Genomic DNA, 2,480 nt, shown 5'->3' with positions numbered 1-2,480 from the left:
CGGCGACAGTATTCCCGGTCCCTTGATTCGCGCGAATGTCGGTGACGAGCTCGCAATCACCGTCAACAACAGACTCGATCATCAGACATCGGTGCATTGGCACGGCATCGCGCTTCGCAACGACATGGACGGCGCCATGCCGGCAAGCCCGAACATCGAATCGGGGCAGAACTTCACATACCGTTTCTCCGTACCTCATTCGGGAACGTACTGGGCTCACCCCCATGTCGGTCTCGACACCGACTACGGCCTCTACCTCCCCATCATCGTCGACGACCCCCGCGAGCCCGCCGACTACGACGCCGAATGGATCGTCGTTCTCGACGACTGGACGGATGGAATCGGCACGAGCCCGCAACAGATCCTCTCCGACCTCCAGTCCGGAAACGGCATGGGTTCGATGGGCGGATCCGGAATGGGCAACATGCCCGGCATGGGTGGCATGAACCACGGGTCGAACGAAACCACGCCGCCCCCCACCTCGGGTGGCCCGAGCTCAGCAGCATCCAGCGCTCTGCTCGGCGGGGACGCGGGTGACGTCAGCTACCCCTACTATCTGATCAACGGGCGGATAGCTTCCGCACCGACAACATTCTCGGCCGCTCCCGGTCAGCGTGTGCGTATTCGCATCATCAACGCGGGTGCGGGTACCGCTTTTCGAGTCGCCCTTGCCGATCACGTGATGTCCGTGACCCATACGGACGGTTTTCCGGTCGTACCGACAGAAGTCGATGCGCTTCTCCTCGGCATGGGTGAGCGCTACGACGTGATCGTCACGGTCAAGGACGGTGTATTCCCGCTCGTCGCCGCGGCCGAGGGTAAGAACGCTCAGGCTCGGACGCTGCTGCGTACAGGCTCGGGCGCTGCGCCCGACGCGTCGTTCCTCCCTCGGGAATTGGCAGGTCGAGTGGGCACGGTCGAGACGTTCACTGCAGCCGAAAGTGTCGTTCTGCCGCGAAGCGATGGCACCGGTGTCGATCTCGTGGCAGACCTCGGGGGAGACATGATGAGCTACCAATGGACAATCAACGGTCGGAACTACGACCAAACCGAACCTCTGACCGTCAAAGAAGGGGACCGCGCCCGGCTCACGTTCACCAACATGACGATGATGTGGCATCCCATGCATCTGCACGGGCATACCTTCCAAGTGGTCAAAGGTGACGGCGGTGTCGGACCTCGCAAGGACACAGTCATCGTTCGTCCGATGGAATCTGTCGCTGTCGATCTCATCGCCGACAACCCGGGCGACTGGATGCTCCACTGCCACAACGGATATCACCAGGAGTCGGGTATGATGACTCGCTTGGACTACATCGTCTGACACGTGGAGACGTCCGAACACACGATCGAACCAGCACGGGAGGCGCGACCTGATTGGGCCGGCATCTCATTCGATGCCTCTTCCTGCCTCGTTCGGCGAGGTGAGACTGCGCCGCCCCGGCATCGGGTCAGCGTCCCGGAATCCCCGGCCTCTGCCTCTGCGCTGGACTGGGATCGAAATCCCGCGAACAGCGCAACTGCCCATGGCTCCGGTGCACACCTGCCGGCACTCCACGGGGCGCTCGAAATTCGACGTTCTCTGCGCGGGCGAATACACGAGGGAGAATCCGACCAAATGTCCGACGGAAGTAGTCGAGGCGCAGCCTTGACTCACCTTCTCCGAACGCGAGTATAGTAGAAACTGGTACCCCCCTGGGGTACCAGACAGGAAGGGAATCATGAGCGGTCAGACCCACTCGCAGCCGAATCTACTCGACAAGACGCAACGCGGCTGTGGATGCAACTCGACGAAGAAATCACCCACCACATCCGCGCCCACCACTACGGAGGACATCATGTCTGCAACCAACAACACCTTCGCGGTCACCGGTCTCACCTGCGGGCATTGCGTCGGCGCCGTCACGGACGAGCTGCGCGCCCTCCCCGGAGTGAGCGAGGTGGATATCGATCTCGTCGCCGGAGGAGTCTCCACCGTGACCGTTACAGCTTCAGCGCCGCTGACCGAGGAACAAGTAGCTGCCGCTCTCGACGACGCCGGCAACTATCATCTCGCGAACATCTGACCAGGCGTCCACACCGCCAGCGTAGGCAGGTCAGGAGAGGTACATCTGATGAGCACCCTGGACAACACGACCGTCGCTGCCGAGTCCGCACACAGTGTCGAACTGGCCATCGGCGGCATGACCTGCGCCTCCTGCGCCGCGCGAATCGAAAAGAAGCTCAACAAGATCGACGGCGTCACCGCGACAGTGAACTACGCGACCGAAAAGGCGAAGGTCGATTTCACGGGTGCGGTAGCACCTGAAGACTTGATCTCCACCGTAGAGGCAACGGGATACACCGCCACCTTGCCTGCCCCCAAGGGCTCGTCCGGGGAGGTCGGCACTACCGACGGGGTGAACACTCGGACCCAGGACGAGGCTTCGCAACTGCGGACCCGGCTGCTCGTCTCGCTCGCATTGACTGTGCCGGTGGTC

3 protein-coding genes are annotated in these 2,480 nt (G+C 62.1%); all 3 read left to right on the top strand.

Translation table 11 applies throughout. From position 1 onward, the window contains the following. A partial coding sequence (locus A2J01_RS19750; RefSeq protein WP_064113371.1) for a multicopper oxidase family protein occupies positions 1-1,324 on the top strand: 1,324 nt, incomplete at its 5' end. A gap of 397 nt (positions 1,325-1,721) precedes the next feature. Then, positions 1,722-2,066 (top strand): heavy-metal-associated domain-containing protein, encoded by a 345-nt coding sequence (locus A2J01_RS19745; protein ID WP_231915845.1) that lies wholly within the window; start codon positions 1,722-1,724, stop codon positions 2,064-2,066. A 48-nt stretch (positions 2,067-2,114) separates the two neighbouring features. Further along, positions 2,115-2,480, top strand: a 366-nt coding sequence (locus A2J01_RS19740) for a cation transporter (RefSeq protein WP_197494257.1), incomplete at its 3' end; no start/stop codon positions are given.

This window comes from Rhodococcus sp. EPR-134 (assembly GCF_001647205.1).
Taxonomy (GTDB): Bacteria; Actinomycetota; Actinomycetes; order Mycobacteriales; family Mycobacteriaceae; genus Rhodococcus_F; species Rhodococcus_F qingshengii.
Note: the sequence above shows the minus strand (reverse complement) of the source record. Positions and strands in the feature narration are given on the sequence as shown.

What these genes read in the sequence shown, in the direction of transcription:
- A2J01_RS19745 (WP_231915845.1), top strand. Translation starts at nt 1,722, where the DNA reads ATGAGCGGTCAGACCCACTCGCAGCCGAATCTACTCGACAAGACGCAA.